At 33.0% G+C, this 20472-nt stretch carries 24 protein-coding genes and 1 tRNA gene; 14 read left to right on the top strand and 11 right to left on the bottom strand.

From position 1 onward, the window contains the following. Nucleotides 1-34: 34 nt before the first annotated feature. The 5 genes from EYD46_RS07245 (at nucleotide 35) to pheS (ending at nucleotide 4026) form a co-directional block, all read left to right on the top strand. Complete coding sequence (locus EYD46_RS07245) at nucleotides 35-769, top strand: LytR/AlgR family response regulator transcription factor (RefSeq protein ID WP_130936414.1); 735 nt, start codon at nucleotides 35-37, stop codon at nucleotides 767-769. Between the two features lie 47 nt (nucleotides 770-816). Further along, on the top strand, nucleotides 817-1332 hold the full coding sequence (locus EYD46_RS07240) for a gamma carbonic anhydrase family protein (RefSeq protein ID WP_130936413.1): 516 nt from the start codon (nucleotides 817-819) through the stop codon (nucleotides 1330-1332). A 246-nt stretch (nucleotides 1333-1578) separates the two neighbouring features. After that, a complete protein-coding gene (locus EYD46_RS07235; RefSeq protein WP_130936412.1) occupies nucleotides 1579-1944 on the top strand; it encodes a cupin domain-containing protein in 366 nt (121 codons plus the stop codon). After that, nucleotides 1945-2892, top strand: a complete 948-nt coding sequence (locus tag EYD46_RS07230) for a 2-hydroxyacid dehydrogenase (protein ID WP_130936411.1) — start codon at nucleotides 1945-1947, stop codon at nucleotides 2890-2892. It begins immediately after the preceding gene. A gap of 114 nt (nucleotides 2893-3006) precedes the next feature. Then, entirely contained in the window at nucleotides 3007-4026 is a 1020-nt protein-coding gene (gene pheS / locus EYD46_RS07225; RefSeq protein WP_130936410.1) for a phenylalanine--tRNA ligase subunit alpha, read from the top strand. 378 nt (nucleotides 4027-4404) lie between these two features. On the opposite strand, the gene EYD46_RS07220 is transcribed toward pheS, so the two are convergent. Next, nucleotides 4405-4848, bottom strand: coding sequence for a pyridoxamine 5'-phosphate oxidase family protein (locus EYD46_RS07220; RefSeq protein ID WP_130936409.1), 444 nt, complete (start codon nucleotides 4846-4848; stop codon nucleotides 4405-4407). Beyond that, entirely contained in the window at nucleotides 4841-5569 is a 729-nt protein-coding gene (locus EYD46_RS07215; RefSeq protein ID WP_229731324.1) for a hypothetical protein, read from the bottom strand. Before EYD46_RS07215 ends, EYD46_RS07220 begins: the two co-directional genes overlap by 8 nt. 78 nt (nucleotides 5570-5647) lie before the next feature. Between EYD46_RS07215 and EYD46_RS07210 the strand changes: the two genes are divergently transcribed. Then, nucleotides 5648-6043, top strand: coding sequence for a hypothetical protein (locus EYD46_RS07210; RefSeq protein WP_130936408.1), 396 nt, complete (start codon nucleotides 5648-5650; stop codon nucleotides 6041-6043). A gap of 55 nt (nucleotides 6044-6098) precedes the next feature. Here the strand turns inward: EYD46_RS07210 and EYD46_RS07205 are convergent, their stop codons facing one another. Beyond that, complete coding sequence (locus tag EYD46_RS07205) at nucleotides 6099-7100, bottom strand: NAD(P)H-dependent glycerol-3-phosphate dehydrogenase (RefSeq protein WP_130936407.1); 1002 nt, start codon at nucleotides 7098-7100, stop codon at nucleotides 6099-6101. A 129-nt stretch (nucleotides 7101-7229) separates the two neighbouring features. Here EYD46_RS07205 and EYD46_RS07200 point away from each other — a divergent pair, with 129 nt between their 5' ends. Together EYD46_RS07200 and lysM are read left to right on the top strand one after the other, a co-directional pair. Continuing rightward, on the top strand, nucleotides 7230-8171 hold the full coding sequence (locus EYD46_RS07200; protein ID WP_130936406.1) for a nicotinic acid mononucleotide adenyltransferase: 942 nt from the start codon (nucleotides 7230-7232) through the stop codon (nucleotides 8169-8171). A 269-nt stretch (nucleotides 8172-8440) separates the two neighbouring features. Next, nucleotides 8441-8926, top strand: a complete 486-nt coding sequence (lysM, locus tag EYD46_RS07195) for a peptidoglycan-binding protein LysM (protein WP_130936405.1) — start codon at nucleotides 8441-8443, stop codon at nucleotides 8924-8926. A gap of 98 nt (nucleotides 8927-9024) precedes the next feature. On the opposite strand, the gene EYD46_RS07190 is transcribed toward lysM, so the two are convergent. From EYD46_RS07190 to EYD46_RS07165, 6 genes are all read right to left on the bottom strand, one after another. Then, on the bottom strand, nucleotides 9025-9921 hold the full coding sequence (locus EYD46_RS07190; protein ID WP_130936404.1) for a sugar phosphate isomerase/epimerase family protein: 897 nt from the start codon (nucleotides 9919-9921) through the stop codon (nucleotides 9025-9027). A 60-nt stretch (nucleotides 9922-9981) separates the two neighbouring features. Beyond that, nucleotides 9982-10560 carry a nicotinate (nicotinamide) nucleotide adenylyltransferase gene (gene nadD, locus EYD46_RS07185; RefSeq protein WP_130936403.1) on the bottom strand — a complete coding sequence of 193 codons (579 nt, stop codon included), beginning with the start codon at nucleotides 10558-10560 and terminating at the stop codon, nucleotides 9982-9984. A 9-nt stretch (nucleotides 10561-10569) separates the two neighbouring features. Further along, a complete protein-coding gene (gene gmk, locus EYD46_RS07180; protein WP_130936402.1) occupies nucleotides 10570-11154 on the bottom strand; it encodes a guanylate kinase in 585 nt (194 codons plus the stop codon). 36 nt (nucleotides 11155-11190) lie between these two features. Beyond that, on the bottom strand, nucleotides 11191-12048 hold the full coding sequence (locus tag EYD46_RS07175) for a YicC/YloC family endoribonuclease (protein WP_130936401.1): 858 nt from the start codon (nucleotides 12046-12048) through the stop codon (nucleotides 11191-11193). Nucleotides 12049-12114: 66 nt separating this feature from the next. Beyond that, on the bottom strand, nucleotides 12115-13023 hold the full coding sequence (locus EYD46_RS07170; protein ID WP_130936400.1) for a 3-keto-disaccharide hydrolase: 909 nt from the start codon (nucleotides 13021-13023) through the stop codon (nucleotides 12115-12117). 92 nt (nucleotides 13024-13115) lie between these two features. Next, nucleotides 13116-13197: transfer RNA gene (locus EYD46_RS07165), tRNA-Leu, on the bottom strand. 146 nt (nucleotides 13198-13343) lie between these two features. On the opposite strand from EYD46_RS07165, the gene EYD46_RS07160 reads away from it, so the two are divergent. The 4 genes from EYD46_RS07160 (at nucleotide 13344) to EYD46_RS07145 (ending at nucleotide 16985) form a co-directional block, all read left to right on the top strand. Beyond that, on the top strand, nucleotides 13344-14285 hold the full coding sequence (locus tag EYD46_RS07160) for a ribose-phosphate pyrophosphokinase (RefSeq protein WP_130936399.1): 942 nt from the start codon (nucleotides 13344-13346) through the stop codon (nucleotides 14283-14285). Nucleotides 14286-14312: 27 nt separating this feature from the next. After that, on the top strand, nucleotides 14313-14957 hold the full coding sequence (locus EYD46_RS07155) for a 50S ribosomal protein L25/general stress protein Ctc (RefSeq protein WP_130936398.1): 645 nt from the start codon (nucleotides 14313-14315) through the stop codon (nucleotides 14955-14957). Nucleotides 14958-15125: 168 nt separating this feature from the next. Continuing rightward, complete coding sequence (gene atpD / locus EYD46_RS07150) at nucleotides 15126-16634, top strand: F0F1 ATP synthase subunit beta (RefSeq protein WP_130936397.1); 1509 nt, start codon at nucleotides 15126-15128, stop codon at nucleotides 16632-16634. A gap of 75 nt (nucleotides 16635-16709) precedes the next feature. After that, the gene (locus tag EYD46_RS07145; protein WP_130936396.1) at nucleotides 16710-16985 is read left to right on the top strand and encodes a F0F1 ATP synthase subunit epsilon; all 276 of its coding nucleotides are present in this window, start codon (nucleotides 16710-16712) and stop codon (nucleotides 16983-16985) included. A 485-nt stretch (nucleotides 16986-17470) separates the two neighbouring features. On the opposite strand, the gene EYD46_RS07140 is transcribed toward EYD46_RS07145, so the two are convergent. Both EYD46_RS07140 and EYD46_RS07135 read right to left on the bottom strand, forming a co-directional pair. Beyond that, nucleotides 17471-18100 (bottom strand): response regulator, encoded by a 630-nt coding sequence (locus EYD46_RS07140; RefSeq protein WP_130936395.1) that lies wholly within the window; start codon nucleotides 18098-18100, stop codon nucleotides 17471-17473. Nucleotides 18101-18150: 50 nt separating this feature from the next. After that, nucleotides 18151-18594, bottom strand: a complete 444-nt coding sequence (locus tag EYD46_RS07135; protein WP_130936394.1) for a retropepsin-like aspartic protease family protein — start codon at nucleotides 18592-18594, stop codon at nucleotides 18151-18153. Between the two features lie 76 nt (nucleotides 18595-18670). Here EYD46_RS07135 and EYD46_RS07130 point away from each other — a divergent pair, with 76 nt between their 5' ends. Further along, nucleotides 18671-19438, top strand: coding sequence for a TatD family hydrolase (locus tag EYD46_RS07130; protein WP_130936393.1), 768 nt, complete (start codon nucleotides 18671-18673; stop codon nucleotides 19436-19438). Continuing rightward, nucleotides 19435-20466: an asparaginase gene (locus EYD46_RS07125; protein ID WP_130936392.1), complete on the top strand. Its 1032-nt coding sequence runs from the start codon at nucleotides 19435-19437 to the stop codon at nucleotides 20464-20466. Before EYD46_RS07130 ends, EYD46_RS07125 begins: the two co-directional genes overlap by 4 nt. Nucleotides 20467-20472 lie beyond the last annotated feature (6 nt).

Here is a 20472-nt window from a genome sequence, read left to right as displayed (position 1 = left end):
TAAATAATACGGATAACGAATAATAAATAGTCGCATGAAACTAACATCAATCATAGTAGAAGACGAAGAAACCAGTAGGCAAATTCTAAAAAATTATTTACAGAAATACTGCCCTAATGTAGAAATATTAGGCGAGGCAGCTAATATTGATGAAGCTCTAATTCTTATAAGAAATAACGATTTAGATCTGGTGTTTTTAGATGTTGAAATGCCTTATGGTAACGCTTTTGATTTATTGGAGAAAGTTGGCGATGTTAATTTTGAAACTATTTTTGTAACTGCTTATGACCATTATGCCATTGATGCCTTAAATGCACACGCTTCATATTACCTAATGAAACCAATATCTATAGACGAATTGATAAAGGCGGTAGATTATGTTACTGATATAAAAACCAAAGAAAATGCACTACAAGATGAAGTTTTAGTGCCAAAAACTCAGAGCGTAAATGGTAAAATAACTATACCACAACAATCTGGTTTTGAGGTGTTAAACACTGCAGATATCTTGTACTGTAAAGCAGATGATAATTACACCGAAATTTACCTCAATAATGACAAGAGAAAAATAGTGAGTAAAACCTTAAAATATTTTGAAGATGCATTAAAGGCTTCTAGTTTTGCCCGTGTGCATAAATCCTATTTGGTAAATGTAAATGAGGTAGTAAAATACCAAAAGGGAAAAGGTGGTAGCGTAATATTAAGTAATGGAAAAGAAATTATGGTTTCTGCATCCAAAAAGGCTGATTTGCTATCTTTTTTCAAATAATCTATTAGCCAGAGTAAAGTAAATAATTCTAAAAAATTAATATTAAAATGCCAGTCATCCAAAAAGTAAGAGGAAAATCCCCTATAATACCAGACGATTGTTTTGTTGCCGAAAACGCAACCATAGTTGGAGATGTAACCATGGGAACCCAATGTAGTGTTTGGTTTAGCGCAGTAGTTCGTGGCGATGTTAACTTCATAAAAATGGGAAATAAAGTTAATGTACAAGATGGCGCAGTTATCCACGGTACTTATAAAACAGCGCCAACAACAATTGGCAATAATGTTTCAATAGGGCATAATGCCTTGGTGCATGGCTGTACCATTCACGATAATGTTTTGGTTGGCATGGGCAGTATTATCATGGATGGATGTGTTGTAGAGTCTAACTGTATTATTGCAGCAGGTGCTGTGATTACTAAAGATACAATAGTAAAGTCAGGTTCAATTTATGGAGGTGTACCTGCCAAAAAAATAAAAGATATAAGCGAGGAATTGATATCTGGCGAAATTAATCGCATTGCAGAGGCCTACATAAAATATTCCAGTTGGTTTAATAGTTAATTTGGGCGTTACCCACAAGGGGTCGCGCTTTCCGCTATATCTTTTCTGCGAAGCAGTCCCGAACTAGTTTCGGGATCTCGTCATTTAAGCCTATTTGGTTTTTTTAAGTAACATAAGTAATTCTTAAGCTTCGCATAAAAGGATGCCGCTGCAATCCCTAACGCGATTCCGTATGTTTAAGTCAAAAATCGCTATACTTCATATCAAAACATCAATACAAGTCATAAAACTTTGTAAGTTTACAGCATGAAATCTATAAATATCAAGGAAAAGCTATCTAAGTTCAGTAAAAACTGGCATCCACATCAAATTACTACGGTAGACAATATGCAAGTTATTTTAGCAAAACTAAAAGGAGAATTTGTATGGCATAGTCACGATGATGAGGACGAACTATTTCAAGTTATAAAGGGCACATTGTATATGCAATTTAGAGATAGAACAGAGGTGGTTAATGAAGGCGAAATTATAGTTGTACCCAAAGGCGTAGAGCATAACCCTTGCACAAAGAATAATGAAGAGGTTCATGTGTTATTATTCGAGAAACTAAGTACAGCGCATACAGGAAATGAACAACATGAAATAACACAGACGGAATACCCTAAAATATAAATGAAAATATTACACCTAGATACAAATCACGAATTGTTAATTAATCAACTTAACGATTTAGGTTATATAAATCATGAGGACTATACATCATCTAAAGATGAGGTTGAAGCAAAAATTGCTAATTATGAAGGTATTGTGCTCCGAAGTAGATTTACCATAGATAAACAATTTTTAGATGCTGCTAAAAACTTAAAGTTTATAGGACGTGTAGGAGCGGGGCTAGAAAATATTGATTGTGATTATGCGGAGCAAAAAGGAGTCTACTTAATTTCTGCTCCTGAGGGAAACCGAAATGCTGTAGGTGAGCATACATTAGGGATGCTATTATCGCTCTTTAATAAACTTAATAAAGCAGATAGAGAAGTACGACAAGGTAAATGGTTACGTGAAGATAACCGTGGTATTGAGTTAGATGGTTTAACCGTTGGGTTAATAGGTTATGGTAATATGGGCAAAGCCTTTGCTAAAAAACTTAGAGGATTTGATGTTGAGGTATTATGCTATGATATTAAACCCAATGTTGGAGACGAAAACGCTACCCAGGTATCACTTCAAGAATTTCAAGAAAAAGTAGATGTACTAAGTTTACACACGCCACAAACACCATTAACGCTAAACATGGTAAATACCCAATTTATCAATCAATTTAAAAAACCATTTTGGTTATTAAATACTGCCCGAGGTAAAAGTATTGTTACTGTCGATTTAGTGTCTGCACTTAAATCTAGAAAAATTTTAGGAGCAGGACTTGATGTTTTGGAGTATGAAAAAAAATCGTTTGAAAGTTTATTTGCCAAAACAATACCAGAGGCATTTCAATTTTTAATAGCAGCAGAGAATGTACTATTATCTCCCCATGTAGCGGGATGGACTATAGAAAGCAAACAAAAATTGGCGCAAACCATAGTTGATAAAATTAAAGCTAAATTTTATAAACCTGTAATATGATACGTTCCTTGTAGAATCAAATTAGTTACTTTCTAAGTGAAGCTTCAACTATACTTCCACCCTCAACGCTAATCCCAATAATTTGATTAAATTTGCCATCATTTTGATGCTATTATGATAGACAAGATTCAAGAACTCATTGCTGAAGCCGAAGCGTTTAAAGCGCAAACTAAAGAAGAGGTAGAAGCATTCCGTATAAAATACTTAGGCAAAAAAGGATTATTAAATCAATATTTTGCTGAATTTAAAAATGTAGCTAACGACCAAAAGAAAGAATTTGGTCAAACCATTAATAAGCTTAAAAAAACAGCTGAAGAAAAAGTAAATACTTTAAAAACCGAACTTGAAAGTAAAGAAGAGGTAAAAGGTATTTACGGCGATTTGTCACGCCCTGGGCAATCTATAGAGATTGGTGCACGTCATCCTATTTCTATTGTTAAAAATCAAATTATTGATATATTTTCTAGAATTGGATTTAACGTAAGCGAAGGTCCAGAGATAGAGGATGATTGGCATAATTTTACAGCCTTAAACTTACCAGAGCATCATCCAGCACGCGATATGCAGGATACGTTTTTTATTCAAACCAATCCAGATATTTTATTGCGTACGCATACCAGTTCGGTACAAGTGCGCTACATGGAAAACAATAAGCCTCCTATTAGAACTATTTCTCCTGGACGCGTATATAGAAATGAAGCAATTTCGGCACGTTCGCACTGTTTTTTCCATCAGGTAGAAGGTTTGTATATAGATAAAGATGTAAGTTTTGCTGATTTAAAACAGACGTTACAACATTTTACGACCGAGATGTTTGGGAAAAGTAAAATACGTTTACGTCCGTCTTACTTCCCATTTACAGAGCCAAGTGCAGAAGTAGATGTGTACTGGGGTTTAGAAACCGAAACTGATTACAAAATGACTAAAGGTACAGGTTGGTTAGAAATTATGGGTTGTGGTATGGTAGACCCAAATGTTTTAGAAAACTGTGGTATTGATTCTAAAGAATACTCCGGTTTTGCTTTTGGTATGGGTATAGATCGTATTGCACTTTTGCTACATCAAATAAGTGATATTCGTTTATTAAGTGAAAATGATGTACGTTTCTTAGAGCAGTTTAAGAGTGCTTTGTAAGTGGATGACTTTCATATCTATTTTGGGTATTTTGATATTGTAATTTTTTTATTACTAATTATAGCTAATCGTTTAGTTAAAAAATTCCCAAATTCTAAGAGTTGTATTTTTCCAATTTTATTTTTCTTTCTTTTTGGTTTTCTGCTTCCGTCGATATCAATGTTTATAGAAATAAAATTACATGCAAGTTCTGGAGATGATGCATTTAATTTGTTATACACCTATTTAAGGTTTCCTTTGTATTGGATTATAGGCCTTGTTCAGTTTGTTGTTATCTATTTTAGAACTAAAGACTAGCTTTACTAAACTTAAAACACTCTAATCGTTTACCGCCTAAAAAGTATGTAGGGTATAGATAAAAGAGTGTTTGATAGATTATTATATTCCATAAGCCCTTCTAGCACTATCAATCTGTTCTTTCTCTGTAGTCTCTGGGTACAAAATATATTTTGGAGCTATAATAGGTTTTGTACTATCCACTGAAATTTTAAATATTGAAGAAAATGGAAACTTACCTTCTGTAATTGTTAATAATGGTTGTGCCAGAGCCTCAAATTCAGAATGGTCTTTTCTAATAATTTCTGCCTTACCTTTTATTTGATATCCTTTTTGAACCAGTACATCGAGTACGCTTACAGAAACATTATGGTTGGCTTCGATATTTTTTGCAGATTGAGGCGAGGCTATATTTGCAATAATAATATTGTTATCATAATGCGTAAACACTTCTTTAGGAGATACATTGGGTATGTTGTCTTTTGAAGCTGTGGCTAACCAACACAGTACACTTTGCTTAATATATTTTTTAATGTCGCTATTCATAATTTAAATCTGTGAATAGTTTTGCATTAAACTCTTGTTTTACCTTAACATTTTTTGGACCGAATTTACTTCTGTTAAAGGATAACAAGATGTCCCCCGCTTTTTGGTAGTTATCCCAAGGCATGGTAAACCTAGGCTCTTTATCATTAAATTTTGTAAAAAAGGCCCATTGTTTAATAAGGTTATCTGTTTGGTCTACATATACGTAGTATTTGTTTTCTGGGGTTACACCAACAGCATTGAAGGTGAGCTGCAACACATCGGCTACATTACCATTTTCTAAGGTATTGGTTTTAAGAAACTTTAATGCTACTCCTGGATCTTGTAATTTCCAAGGCATTACTAGCCAATACGAGTCGTTAATCCACCAGTTTTTGCCTTTATTTAAAAGCTGTTTTAGGTTTTTGTCGTCTGTTACGGCCTTTCCTTTTTTGTATGCTTTTCCTTTAAGTGTGTTGATGTTAACTAAAATAATCAATGAATCTTTTGGGCTTTCAATGCGAACATCTCCTGTCCATTTATTCCAGTACAATTTACGTTTGGCAAAATCCCATTGTATAAATTTAGTATTGTTATAATTGTCTTGCCCACCCATAGCGTCTATTATTTTGTTTGCTATTGTTATGGCTTTGTTATCTGTGGTTTGAGCTATTAGACTAAAAATGCTAAAATTTAAAAACAGAATAACTGTACATATTGATATAGTTGATTGTTTTTGCATAGGTAATACATCAAGTTTTGTGAAAATTACATAAACTTTACGAATTAGATTATTTTTGTATCATAAAATTATTTGAGATTGAAAAAGGATATTGAAATTCCAAAAGTGGATGGTGTTTATATTGCTGTTGTGAACGAATATAACGAAGTATATAAATCGCAAGATTGGAATGTGTACATTATAAATGAAAAGGATACTGATTTAGAGATGGTAATTATTGTTTCTGAAGGGTATTCTGAAACAAAGAAAACAGCTGTTTTTAGAAAACGCATTGATAAACTTCCTGCTAAGAGTTATGCTAAAATTGAGCTAATGCAAGAAGCCCTATTTAAACTGAATAACAGTTTTAAAGTGTCTTTTTTTGAAGGAAATACTATGTTTGATAAAACGTATGTTTTTAGAAAAAATACTATTAATATAAACGCATTACAGCCAATACCTTTACTGGATGTTAAGGGCGTTTTGGTAAAGTAATTTGTTGGTAGGCAGGCCCGACCACACGCTAAAGCGTGGTAACGCCCAAAAGAAATTAATCTAACTTTTCAGTTAATTTTTTAAATACTTTTTTTGGGTTTTTGTTATCGTAAAGTATGGCATAAACAGCGTCAATAATAGGAGTATCTGCTTTTTTTTCGTTTTTTTCATTAATAAAATAGGCACTCTTTGTGGCATAAAACCCTTCTGCCACCATGCTCATTTCCATTTGAGCAGATTTTACGGTATAACCCTTACCAATCATATTGCCAAACATACGGTTTCTAGAAAATGTAGAGTAGCCTGTAACCAATAAATCACCTAAGTATGCAGAATTATTGATATTGCGTTTCATTTTGTGCACTTTTTTAATGTAGCGTTTCATTTCTCTTATAGCATTACTCATTAAAATGCTTTGAAAATTATCGCCATACCCCAATCCGTGTGCTATACCTGCGGCAATAGCATAAATGTTTTTTAACATTACTCCGTATTCTATACCTATAACATCGTCGCTTATTTTAGTGTTTATGTAATCGCTTGATAAACTGTTGGCGATATGTTGTGCTTTTTTGGAATCCCAACAAGAAATAGTGAGGTAAGAGAGACGCTCTAGTGCTACTTCTTCGGCGTGACAGGGACCAGCGATAATAGCTATATTTTCAAAAGGGACATTGTAATGTTCGTTAAAATGTTCGCCTACTAATAACCCTGTTTCTGGAACAATGCCTTTTACTGCAGATACAATAGTTTTACTCGAAATATCAATAGTTAACTTGTCAAGTTCTGTTTGAATAAAGGCTGAGGGGATTACAAAAATAAGTACATCAGCCCAATCTGCCATTTCATTAATGTTGTTACTTAATTTTAGCTGTTCTAAGTGAAATTCTACAGAACTTAAATAATTAGGGTTATGCTGTTCCCTTAATAAATGCTCTTTAGTATATGCACTTCGCATATACCATCCAATGTCATCTAAGTTTTCACTAAGCATTTTAACAATTGCTGTAGCCCAACTTCCTGCTCCAAAAACTGCATATTTTAAAGATTTACTCATGTAAGCATAAAAATTATTTATCCTTCAAAAGTAAGTAAAATAAAGAAAAACTAAACGTTGAAAATTTTCAATATGTTTTTTGGCACGCTGTTTGAAAACATATAATTAGAAATCTTAAAATGAATGATTATGAGGACTGTAAAATTACTTTTTGGCTTTGTATTGGTATTAACTCTTTTTACATCGTGTTACACAGAGGTTGTTGTGGATGACTTTGTTGAAGAACCTGTAATAAACGTAAACCAAGTATTGAATTCGCACGAACTTTGGTATGTAGATATAAATCAAACTTTAGGTTTTGGAGAAGTTCCTTTTTTACAAAAAGCATTTACTATTTCATTTATTAACGGGGTTGTTTATGCTAACAATAACTTAGTAGGAATTGGAAGTAGTGGTGATGGTTTTGGGATAGATGTTGCAACTTATGATGCTTACAGAATGATTTTGGATGTTAACCATGATGTTGATGGATTTGTAACCTTTGATGTATTTGTTGTTGATGGAGATACTATAGAATTGTATAACCCTGAAACTGATACGTCATACTTTTTAGAGGGGTACCAGCGTAGAAATTTTGATTACGATTTTGTGTTCTATGATAATATTCACTATTTCTTACAAGAATATGAGGCTTGGGAAAAGACCTATACGAGTGAAATGGGTGTGTTAAATGAATTTGATAACGAGAATTATTTACAGTTTTTAGCTGGAGGCAACGATTCTACATTTAGAAGCTCTCAAGATGATTTAGGATTTAACCCAATTAATTTAACTTGGGATTATACGGGGGTTTATGGTATAGGAGATGTTGCAAATAATTTGAATCTAAAAACTTTAACATTAGATTATGATTTCTTTGACAATGAATTCTTTGAATTGACCGTTATAGATGACGGAACCATAGAGTTGTTCCATCCATCTTCTGAAACAATATATGAGTTTCAAGGTAGAGGATATATTCAGTACTTGAAGTCTGGTAGTACAAAAGATAAGTCTACTACTAATAAAGAGAAGAGGCGTAAGTTTAAAAAAGAAAAAGTAGAAAACCCTAGAGAGAGTTCAAGGGTGTAATATGAAAATATATGAAGTGAGATCCCGCCTTGGGGCGGGACTAGTTCAACTAAACAATTTTGCAATTGGTTTTTCAAACCATGCAAATTTGAGTCTCACTAAAATTTTTGGTTGGTTATTTAGTTTAGAAACCGTTTAAGGCAACTTGCTTTAGGCGGTTTCTGTTTTTAGTTAAATAATAATGTGACGCTAAAGCTAAATTAGTGTCTAAAAAATGTATAGTTAAAAAACTACTTAAATAAATATTAACCCTTAAAAATAAATATAGGATGGGATTATTTTCATTCATTAAGAATGCAGGAGCAAAAGTATTTGGAATAGGAAAGACTGATGCGGAAGAAGCTGCAGAGGCTGCTGAAAAAGAGCTTAAATTAGAACAATTGGCTGGACAAAAACTTGAAGAAACCATAAATGATTTACAGCTACAAGTGGAAAACCTAGTAGTATTTATAGATGATGAAATTGCAACAATAAGTGGTGCTGCTTATGATCAAGAAACTAAAGAAAAAGTAATTTTAGTAGTTGGAAACTCAAATGGAATTGCATTTGTTGATGACCAAATGACAGTGGAACATATTGAGCCTGAATCACAATTTTATACTGTAGTTAGTGGAGATACTTTAGGCAAAATTGCAAAATCCTACTATGGAAATGCCATGAAATATCCAGAGATATTTGAAGCTAATAAGCCAATGCTTACTGATCCTGATAAAATTTACCCAGGACAAGTATTGCGTATTCCTGCCTTAGACTAAAGAAGACCTATAAATAGTTATGTTATGATAAAACCCAGTTTTTACGAACTGGGTTTTTGTTTTATATGAGAAAGGTGTGAATAATGCTCTTATTTAGTTTAGAGTGCTGATTTAAAGGTACTAAACATATCTTTAAGTATTGCTTTTGTATTACCTTCTTGAAGGCTTTCAAAAGAAACGTAGCCTTGGAAGTTAGAATCCTGTATAATTTTAGCTATACGTTTTAAATCTGCAGGAACTTTAGTACTATCCTTAGTTTTTACATGTTCTTTTACAAACCAATAATTAGCATAAGGTGCCAGTTTTTTCATTTCCTCATAAGGATCTTCAGATGGCAAACTGCCACAGTCTAATACCAAACCAAACCAATCAGAGTTTACTCGTTTTATGATATCGATGATTTCATCACTAGTAAATAAAAATTCATCATGATTTTGTAATCCTACTATTACCCCATGCTCTTCTCCGTATTTAGCACATGTTTTGTAATCACTAACTAGCCATTCTTTTATATCGTTTTTTGTGAAATCTTTGCTTTTATTTTTACCAGTAAAAACCCGCATTATGGTAGCTCCAAGTTTTGAGGATACTTCTAGCCAATCTTTTATAAGAGCTTTGTCAGCGTTTCGGGAAGAAATGTTTGGCGTAACAAAGTTATTTCTTACACCTGTCCAAGCAATATCTAAGCCTAAATCTAATGCTTTTCTTTTTAGAGCAAATAATTCTTTGTTTGATGGTGTTTCGGGGTAAGAAGAAAAATAATAACCTGTTAAGTCTACTGCGTCCATGCCTAGTTCTGCACAAAATTCCATCATATCAAAAAAAGACATTTCTCCGCTGCGGAGTTCTGTATTAAAAGAGTATGCATTTACACTGTATTGTAATCTGTTTCTCTGTATAGTAGGCTTTTCTTTAGGGAATGCTAGAAGTTTATTAGCAGTTAATAAAAGTGGTGTTAAAGCTGCAGTTTTTAAAAAATGTCTTCTTGTTTTCATAATTCAGTGCATTTAGATAAAAATAGGTTGCTAACGTATTTCTATTTTAAAGCTTTTTGGTTATTTATAAAAATTCATTTCATCCAAATATTCCCAAACCAAATGAGGTAGCATAGGCTGCACATTTTTACCTTCTTTAATTGACTGTCTAATAAATGTAGAAGATAATTGCATAATAGGCGCATCTACAAAGTGAATCTTGGAGTTGTTATGGAATTGGGTTTCTATAGTGTTTTCTGAAATTCTAGGATACACATAAATATGATGGTTTTCTAAAATAACATCATAGTTTTTCCATTTATGAAAACTCTTTAAGTTATCCTCGCCCATAATTAAAGCAAATGTATTGTTAGGATATTTTTCTTGTAAATGGGCTAAAGTATGTACTGTATAATTAGGCTGAGGTAAATTAAACTCAATATCACTCGGTTTTAATTTTTTATAATCTTTGGTAGCTTGATATACCATTTCTAACCGTTGGTAATTGTCTAAAAGGGAACTTTTCTTTTTAAAAGGATTATGTGGTGTTACTACAAACCAAACTTGGTCTAAATCGCTGTGTTCTGCAATATGATTAGCAATAACCAAATGCCCAATATGAATGGGGTTGAAAGAACCAAAATATAAACCAATTTTCATTTGGTATACTTAAGAATTTATGAATTTTCTAACCTTTTCTTCGGCTTCCTCTAAGGCGTTTTCTAAATTGTCGTTAACTATAATAGTGTCAAATAGAGGTGCTGTAGCTAATTCAGCTGAAGCTTTAGCTACTCGCATATTTATTTTATCCTCACTTTCAGTTTTTCGTTTTTTAAGCCTGATTTTTAATTCGTCGATACTTGGGGGTTTTACAAAAACAGCTAGTGTTTCTTCTGGAAATTTTCTTTTAATACGTAAACCACCTGAAACATCAATATCAAAAATTACATTTTTTCCTTTGTCCCAAATACGCTCCACTTCGGTTTTTAATGTACCATAAAAATTATCCCGGTACACTTCTTCCCACTCTAAAAACGCATCATTTTTAATTTTTGTTTTGAAGGCTTTTGCTGAAAGGAAGTAATAATCTTTCCCGTCTTCTTCTGTGCCACGTTTGTCTCTTGAAGTGGCAGATATAGAAAATTCTAAATTTAAATCTTCAATACCTAATAAATGTCTCACAATGGTAGTTTTTCCAGAACCAGAAGGTGCTGAAAACACAATAAGTTTACCTTGTTTTTTATCTTTAATCATACTTAATCGTATTGAATACTGAGACTGCTAACTAAATTAGAGTACATTCAATAACTGTTCCTTAATTTTTTCTAGTTCATCTTTCATCTGGACCACCAGTTGTTGCATTGGCGCATAATTACTTTTGGAACCAATGGTGTTTATTTCCCGTCCCATTTCTTGGCTGATAAACCCTAGTTTTTTTCCGTTAGAATCTTTGGAGTTTATACTCTCGATAAAGTAATTGAGGTGGTTTTCTAAACGTACTTTTTCTTCTGTTATATCAAACTTTTCAATATAGTATACCAGTTCTTGTTCAAAACGATTTTCATCGTATTTTTCCTTGAGTTCTTCAACCCCTTTTTTAAGACGTTCTCTTACACCATCAACACGTTCAGGGTCCATTTCAATTACTTTTTCAAGAATAGTATCAATGTTTTTAACGCGATTATTAAAATCTTTTTCAAGTACTTTGCCTTCATTTAACCTATGGCTAGTTAACGCTTCAACAGCATCATTTATACCGCCTTGGATTGCATTCCATTCAGTTTCGTCTATTTCTTCTCTTACCGTGTTTAATGCGTCTGGAAAACGTACAGCCATTTCTAAAAGGGTTACATCTTCTGCATCAGCTATAGTTTTTAATTGAGACATGTATTGCTTAACAACAGGAGTATTTATTTGAGTAGAAGTATCTTCTGCAGTAGTTTCAACAAATATTGAAAAATCTACTTTTCCCCTTACTAGTTTATCAGCTAAAAGTTTTCTAATACTCAGCTCCTTTTCTCTATATATGGATGGCATACGAGCATTTAAATCTAAATTTTTACTATTGAGAGATTTTAGCTCTATGGTAATTTTTTTTGTTGGTAGTTGTAAAACAGATTTTCCATAACCTGTCATTGAATAAATCATAAACGCATGCTTTTAGTTATGCAAAGGTAATTAAAACTTGACAACAGAAATGTATAGGTCACCCTTTTAGTATTCGCAAGATTCGGGTTCATTTTTAACGTAATATGATTTGTAGTTTTTTGCATTTTTATCCATACAACCACACAAATCTAGTAGCTCTATATTTTTAAAATCTATGGGGTGACTTTCTGCTTGCAATGCAATGAAACCTTCGGTTAAAATTTGTCCTGCTCTATTTCCCCATGTTTCTTGATTTATGTTCCAAGCCTCCCAGTTCTCGCCTTCATAATCTTTACTAGGTTTTGTTGGGCCTATTTGTGGTAATTTAAAATTTAGAACGGTATCTTTTTCTATTATAAAAGCCATGGATTGCCCTCCAAGAACAATGGCTTCAGCATGTATCCATTGGTCTCCAAAATAAGTTTTAGAGTTAGACCTAATACAGTGTTTGTAATTAATGGTGTCTTCCATTACAACTACCGTACCTGGTGTACATACGTTACCCGTGGGACGTTTATTTTTGTCTTCTAAACCTCCTAAAAGTTGTAATTCTATTGATACAGGGAAGTATTGGTTGTATGTGTTGCTTTTAGCCGATTGCGAGTGTAACATAACCCCGCTGTTACGGACATTCCAGTGCGCACCACCATCTATCTGCTCTCCAACAAATCTGTAATCGAATTTTAGTTTGTAATATGAAAATGGTGTGTTGTAATATATGTGGGCGAATTTATTGTTAAATGTCTCATAGCTATCGTAGGTGATTCTGAGCATGCTATCTTTAACCTTAAACGTCTCGTTATAGTTGGTGTTTAAGTCTTCTCCAGTGAATTTTATCGTCCAACCTGATAAATCCTTTCCGTTAAAAAGGGATATCCATGTTTCAGAATTGGTGTTATTTAAAGGTGGTTTTTTCTCTGATTTACAAGAAAAAAAGATACACGTTACATATAGAATAATGATTTTGGTTTTCATTAGTTTGGAGGTTGATGCTTTTATTGATTGAGAAAAGTACAAATAAAAAACCGTAACAACTTTTTTGGAAAAGTATTACGGTTTTAATTAAGTACTCAAGGTGGGAATCGAACCCACACTTCCGAAGAAACTGGATTTTGAATCCAGCGCGTCTACCAATTCCGCCACTTGAGCAATTTCGGACTGCAAAAATAATTTTTTTTATTGAATTTCAATTAAAAATACTATGCAATATACTTTTTAGGTTGAAATAAATGTATAAATTTGCACCTCGTTTTAAAAACCTAATAGTTTAAATCCTAAAAAACAACTAGTTAACCATGGCCGTTGTAAATACTGAAGCAAAAATTTTTGCTTGTACGCAAAGTACAGTGTTGGGCGAGAAGATCGCCAAAGCTTTTGGAGCGGAGCTTGGTAATGTTATAACCTCTACTTATAGTGATGGGGAATTTCAACCGTCTTATGAAGAATCTATTAGGGGTACTAGGATTTTTATTATAGGATCTACACATCCTAGCCCGAGAAATTTAATGGAAATGTTGTTGATGATTGATGCAGCAAAACGTGCATCAGCTAGACATATTACAGCTGTAATGCCATATTTTGGTTGGGCAAGACAAGATAGAAAAGATAAACCTAGAGTGCCAATTGCTGCAAAATTAGTAGCTAAAATGTTAGAATCTGCTGGTGCTACCAGAATTATAACTATGGATTTGCATGCAGACCAAATTCAAGGGTTCTTTGAAAAGCCAGTAGATCACTTATTTGCCTCCACTATATTTTTGCCTTATTTAAGGAGTTTGAATTTACCAAACCTTACTATTGCTTCTCCTGATATGGGTGGTTCTAAAAGAGCGTACGCATATTCTAAAGCATTAGAAAGTGATGTGGTTATTTGTTACAAGCAACGTGCCAAAGCCAATGTGATATCCCATATGGAATTAATTGGCGATGTTACAGGAAAAAATGTAGTGTTGGTTGATGATATGGTAGATACAGCTGGAACGTTAACCAAAGCAGCAGATTTGATGATAGAAAGAGGGGCTTTAAGTGTTAGGGCTATTTGTACGCATCCTATATTATCTGGGAGTGCTTACGAAAGGTTGTCAGGATCTAAACTAGAAGAATTAATAACAACAGATTCTATTCCTTTAAAAGAAGAAAACGATAAAATTAGAGTATTGAGCTGTGCAGATTTATTTGCAGAAGTTATGGAAAAAGTACACCATAATCGTTCTATCAGTTCAAAATTTGTAATGTAAATTAATAATTAATTATATATAAATAGAATGAAATCAATTACAATCAATGGATCTCAAAGAGAAAGCGTGGGCAAAAAAGCAACAAAGGCCTTACGTAATGCTGGACAGGTACCTTGCGTATTATACGGAGGGGACAAGCCAGTGCATTTCTCTGCACCAGAATTGGCTTTCTCTAAACTTGTATACACGCCAAATGCGCATACAGTTGTGATTGCCCTAGATAATGGAGTTACTCTTAACGCAGTACTTCAAGATATTCAATTTCATCCTGTAACAGATAGAATTTTACACGTAGATTTTTATCAGTTATTCGAGGACAAGGAAATTGCATTAAACATACCAGTACAACTTGTTGGTAACTCAAGAGGTGTTAAAAATGGTGGTGTTTTAAGAAGAAATAATAGAAAACTACGTATAAAAGCATTACCAGCTAATCTTCCAGATTTTATAGAGATAGATATTACGCCTCTTAAAATTGGGGATAAAGTGGCGGTTGGTGATTTACCAACAGAAGGGTATTCTTTCTTACACTCAGATAATATGGTAGTTTGCCAGATTAAAACTGCAAGAACTGCTGTTCTTGATGATGACGAAGATGAAGAAGAAACTGAAGGAGCAGAAGCTGCAGCTGAAGGAGCTGAAGCACCAGCAGCAGAGGCTTCTCAAGAATAATTTTTTTTGTAAAGTAAACTAAAAAAGCACCTCCATTTTGGAGGTGCTTTTTTATTGGGAAAAACCTTTGAAATCGACTTTTATTTTAAATTAAAAAATATATCTTTGCAGCGCGAAATTAAAACGTATTTCGCTCAATTAAATCGCATAATATTAAACACATAAGTAATGTCTAAAGTTACAGGTAAAGTTGCACAAATAGTAGGTCCAGTTATCGATGTTGAATTCGCTGCAGGATCAGAACTTCCAAAAATTTACGATTCATTAGAAATTAAAAGACCAGACGGTTCAACTTTGGTATTAGAAGTACAGTCTCACATTGGTGAGGATACAGTACGTACCATAGCGATGGATTCTTCGGATGGTTTAAGTAGAGGAACTGAAGTTGTTGCTACTGGTGCTCCTATTCAAATGCCAATTGGAGATGATGTTTATGGTCGTTTATTTAATGTAATTGGAGATGCAATTGATGGATTAGGCGATTTACCTAAAGCTGGCGAAGCAGGTTTACCTATTCACAGACAAGCACCTAAATTTGAAGAATTATCAACTTCTACTGAAGTTTTATTTACAGGTATTAAAGTAATTGATTTGATTGAGCCTTATGCTAAAGGTGGTAAGATTGGATTATTTGGTGGTGCTGGAGTAGGTAAAACAGTATTAATTCAGGAATTGATTAACAATATAGCAAAAGGTCACGGTGGTTTATCAGTATTTGCTGGTGTAGGAGAAAGAACTCGTGAAGGGAATGATCTTTTAAGAGAAATGTTAGAGTCTGGTATTATTAAATACGGAGATGATTTTATCCATTCTATGGAAGAAGGTGGATGGGATTTAACCAAGGTTGATAAGAAATCTATGAAAGATTCTAAGGCAACTTTCGTATTTGGACAGATGAATGAGCCTCCAGGAGCACGTGCTCGTGTAGCACTTTCTGGATTGACTATTGCTGAGTATTTCCGTGATGGAGCAGGAGACGGACAAGGAAAAGATGTATTATTCTTCGTAGACAATATCTTCCGTTTTACACAAGCTGGTTCTGAGGTGTCTGCATTATTAGGTCGTATGCCATCTGCGGTAGGTTATCAACCAACATTAGCAACTGAGATGGGAGCAATGCAAGAACGTATTACTTCTACTAAGAAAGGATCTATTACGTCTGTACAGGCGGTATATGTACCTGCAGATGATTTAACGGATCCTGCACCTGCTACAACTTTTGCTCACTTAGATGCTACAACAGTATTATCTCGTAAAATTGCTGAGCTTGGTATTTACCCTGCGGTAGATCCATTAGATTCTACATCCAGAATTCTTACTGCTGATATTTTAGGAGATGACCATTACAACTGTGCTCAAAGAGTAAAGGAGTTATTGCAACGTTATAAAGAATTACAAGATATTATTGCTATTCTTGGTATGGAAGAATTATCTGAAGAAGATAAATTAGCTGTATCTAGAGCGAGACGTGTACAACGTTTCTTATCTCAGCCATTTCACGTGGCAGAACAATTTACAGGTATTCCAGGTGTATTAGTAGATATCAAAGAGACTATAAAAGGATTTAACATGATAATGGATGGAGAGTTAGATCACCTTCCTGAAGCAGCTTTTAACCTTAAAGGAACTATTGAAGATGCTATTGAAGCAGGAGAAAAAATGTTAGCAGAAGCTTAAAATTAGTAAGCAGTTTACAGTCGCAGTTGGCATTGCTAATCTGTACTGAATACTGAATGCTGAAACTGAAAAACTATGTATTTAGAAATTGTATCGCCTGAAGCGACATTATTTAGTGGAGAAGTAGATGCTGTTGCTGTTCCTGGTGTGAATGGTGAGTTTGAAATGCTTAAAGACCACGCGCCAGTTGTATCTTTACTTAAAGAAGGTAATGTTAAGGTGTCTGGAAGCATAACTTTAGACAAAGAAGTAGAATCAAAATTCACAAAGTCTGATAAAGGATTTTGGTTACCTATAAATTCTGGAACCATTGAGATGAAAGACAACAAAATTATTGTCTTAGCAGATTAAAAAGTATCTTAAAACTTAATATAAAAACCCCGAGACATTACGTTTCGGGGTTTTTCATTTCAACTAACTAAAATGAAACTGAGTTAAAAGATTATAACTAGTAGGTTTATAATAATAGTGGCAACCACTAAAATTGCAAGACCAATTGCAAATGAGGTGTCCAAAATGGATTCTGTAGTTTTCATATGGATTAATAATTAAGTAAGGGTTTCTTTTAAAAAACCTTGTGCTATTGTAACACAAGGTTTTGGTAATTCTCTCTCAAAAGAATTTGATTAATAGCTTGTGTAAAAGTATATGTTAGAGTTTTAAAAAAAAATACGCAGTTGTACGTATTTTTTCTGGTATACTAGCTATGCTTATAAAATGCGAAAGCCCTAGACTTTACAATCTAGGACTTTCAATAATTCTCCCTAAGAACTAATTAATAGCCCTGTAAAAGTAATTTATATTTGAATATTAAAAAATACGTAGTTGTACGTATTTTATAGAAAGGGCTTATTTAAATTAGCCCAAATAGATAATGAAGTTGGTTTGTTATCTAGTTCTAGTTTTGATACGATATTGCTTCTATGCTTATCTACAGTTCTTGGTGATATAGATAGTTCTTGAGCTATTTCTTGAGATGTCTTGCTTTCAGATATTAATTTTACAATTTTTAGCTCAGATTTTGTAAGTAAATCAAGTTGCTCGGGTTTGTTATTTTGATTATGATTTAGGTACTCTGCAATTTCTTCACTGAAATAAGCTTGGTTATTTTGTACATGAGCAATACAAGTTTCTATTTCTTCAATAGCAAACTCTTTTAAAATATAGCCATAAACGCCATATTTTAAAGCCTTATCATATAGTTCTTCTTCTTTATCAAATGTAATTAAGATAACTTTAGTAGGTAACTCGTTTTTTTGAACTTCTTCAGCAATCTCTAACCCAGTTTTTAGTGGCATTCTAATATCGAGAATAGCAATCTTTGGCTTAAGTTTTACAATAAGATTATAAGCACTTTTACCATCTTCAGCACTTCCCAAAATATTATAACCTTTGGAAGTAAGAAAATCTGTTAAGCCTCTGAGCATTAGCGGATGATCATCTGCTATTACTATGGATGTATGCATTTAGTCTTAGGATATAATTTGCTATTAGTTAACTACGTAATTTTATAAAATTACAATTTTAAATATAAATATTTTTTCTCATAATCAATTACAGCTTTTCCTTTTTTCAAAATGTCTGCACCAATAATACCATCAACTGGTTTTGAATTATGATTTGTTAAGGCAGTATTCACATGAACTAAATTGAATAAAACCAAAACTACTTTATCGTGATGCCATTTGCCAATTTTTACTTTATTTTTTTTAGACATTTTGGTTTCCATATCGGTGGCTCCAGCACCAGCAGCTAGAATATTTGAATCTTTAACTTTAAGTTTAAAAGTTTCAATACCTTCAAAGCCAACACAAGAACTTGAAGCACCAGTGTCGAGAATAAAATTTCCTCTTATACCATTAATAGTAGCCTTAATTTCAAAATGGTTGGTTTTTGTAAACTTTAGCTTTATTTTGGTATATCCTTTGTCTAAAAGAAAATTTTGAAGAGAGATGTCCATAAGTCATGGTTTTAGACAAATATAATTTATAAAAACAATTACTTTTACAAATAATTTTTTTTAACATTTTACTGAATTGATTATTACAGATACACATACACATCTTTATAGTGAAGCATTTGATGAAGATAGACATAGTGTAATTAAACGTGCTTTACAACTTGGGGTGTCTCGTTTTTTTATCCCTGCTATAGATTCTACGTATACAGAGGCTATGTTACAGCTAGAAAAAGATTTTCCCGAGCATGTTTTTCTAATGATGGGATTACATCCAACACATGTAAAGGATAATTATATGGATGAGTTAAAGCATGTTGAAGCGTTATTTTTAAAGCGACAGTTTTATGCAGTAGGAGAAATAGGTATTGATTTGTATTGGGACAAATCAACCTTAGATATTCAAAAAAAAGCATTTCAGTATCAAATAAAGCTAGCTAAACGGTACCAATTACCTATTGTAATTCATTGTAGAGATGCTTTTGATGAAATTTTTGAGGTTTTAGAGGCTGAAATGGATGATGATTTGTTTGGCATTTTTCATTGTTTTACTGGGACAATAGAACAAGCTCACAAGGCTATCTCTTTTAATATGAAATTAGGAATTGGAGGTGTAGTTACTTTTAAGAATGGTAAAATAGATCAGTTTTTAAGTCAAATAGATTTGAGTCATATCGTATTAGAAACTGATGCACCTTATTTATCCCCTGTACCATATAGAGGAAAACGTAATGAAAGTGCACATATTATCAACGTATTAGAAAAGCTTTCTGAAATATATAGAGTTTCGAAAGATGACATTGCCAAAATAACCACGCAAAACTCAAAAGATGTTTTTAAAATATGAGTGATATAAAACCTAATATATTATTAATCTACACAGGTGGTACTATAGGGATGGTTAAAGATGCCGAAACAGGGACGTTGCATGCCTTTAATTTTAATAATCTTTTAAAACAAATTCCCGAATTACAATTGTTAGATTGTGATATTGAAACTATGTCGTTTAAGAATCCGATAGATTCTAGTAATATGAATCCAGACTATTGGGTACAGATTGCCGAAATTATTGAAGTGAATTATGCTGTTTTTGATGGTTTTGTAGTGCTACATGGTAGTGATACAATGAGCTACACAGCATCTGCAATTAGCTTCATGTTAGAAAACTTATCAAAACCAGTTATTTTTACAGGAGCACAATTACCCATAGGAGATTTAAGAACAGATGCTAAAGAAAATTTAATTACCTCAATTCAAATTGCTTCATTACAAGAGAACAATGTACCAATAATTAAAGAAGTGTGTCTGTATTTTGAATATAAGCTTTATCGAGGTAATCGTACTACTAAAATGAATGCGGAACATTTTCAAGCATTTAATTCCTTAAACTATCCTTGTTTAGCAGAATCTGGAGTGCATTTAAAAATTAAAAACGATTACTTGTTAAAACCAACACTTAATAACGATTTAAAAGTTCATAAAAAACTCGATAATAATATAACGTTACTAAAATTATATCCAGGCATCACATCATCCTATTTAAACAATATACTAAGTATACCTAATTTGAAAGTATTAATTTTAGAAACCTATGGATCTGGGAACTGTACAACAGAAGAATGGTTTCTTAATGCGTTGAAGGATGCAGTATCCAATAATATACATATTATAAATGTTACACAATGTATTGGTGGAGGAGTTAATATGGGACAATATGAAACAAGTAGCCATTTAAAGAAGATAGGTGTAATATCTGGAAAAGATATGACTACAGAGTCTGCAATAGCTAAAACAATGTACTTGTTGGGCAAGTTAGAATCTGCAGAATTGTTTAAAAATAAGTTTGAAACATCACTTAGAGGAGAAATAGCCTAAAATTAA

The organism is Hyunsoonleella pacifica (genome assembly GCF_004310335.1).
Taxonomy (GTDB): Bacteria; Bacteroidota; Bacteroidia; order Flavobacteriales; family Flavobacteriaceae; genus Jejuia; species Jejuia pacifica.
The sequence above is the reverse complement of the archived record's forward strand: the minus strand, read 5'-3'. Positions and strand labels throughout refer to the sequence as shown.